General features: G+C 62.2%; 1 protein-coding gene. It reads right to left on the reverse strand.

Annotated elements, in window-relative coordinates; genetic code table 11:
- Positions 1-818: ribonuclease HII (locus ACFQX9_RS16600; protein ID WP_377789569.1), on the reverse strand; the 818-nt coding region annotated here is incomplete at its 3' end.
- Positions 819-844: the final 26 nt, after the last annotated feature.

Consider the following 844-nt stretch of genomic DNA (forward strand, 5'->3'; position numbering starts at 1 on the left):
GCGGTGCGCTCGGATGCCGAAGGCCACGGCGGCAGGGGCGGCAGTCCGAGGGCCTTGCGTACTGGTCCGAACGACCTCCGGTGAGCTGCGCATGCACCAAGCCTGGCGAGCGCCTCATAATGAGCCGGCACCGGGTAGCCCTTGTGATCCGCGAATCCGTAGCCGGGGTGACGCACGTCGAGCGTCCGCATGACCATATCGCGCTCGACTTTCGCGAGGATGGAGGCGGCCGCAATGCTGGCGGACTTGGCGTCACCTTTAATGATGGACTGCTGAGGGATCTCGATTTCCTTCAACCGCCTCGCATCGATCAGCAAGTGCTGCGGTGTCAATCCTAGGCCCCGGACCGCGCGCTGCATCGCCTGGATGCCTGCCCAATAGATGTTGATTTCGTCGATCTCCTCGACCTCGACGAATGCTACACACCAACTCTCTGCCTTTTCCTTGATTTCCTTCGCGAGTTCTTCGCGAGCGGCGGCATCGAGTTTTTTCGAGTCGTCGATTCCGATTATCCGCGTGCCGGGCTTCAGGATCACGGCGCCAGCAGAGACTGGCCCGGCGAGAGGGCTCATTCCCGCCTCGTCCACGCCTGCCACGGCATGATGGCCGCTTTCCCAGAGAGAGCTCTCGAAGCGGAGCATCTTTCGCAGGCGCTGCCCCTCGGACCTATTTTCGGAGCGCCGTTTATCGATTGAGGCCAGGATGGCACGGGCTCCCGCGCGGGCGTCGGCCCGCAAGATCTGCTCGATGCTGGCTTCGAGCGGTCTTTTCTCGACGACATAGCGCCGCCGCAATTCATCGAGTGAATACTGGGACATGGCGGCCTTCCTGAAGATTGACTGCG

Source organism: Bradyrhizobium sp. GCM10028915, from assembly GCF_042666195.1.
In the GTDB taxonomy this organism is placed as follows: domain Bacteria; phylum Pseudomonadota; class Alphaproteobacteria; order Rhizobiales; family Xanthobacteraceae; genus Bradyrhizobium; species Bradyrhizobium canariense_D.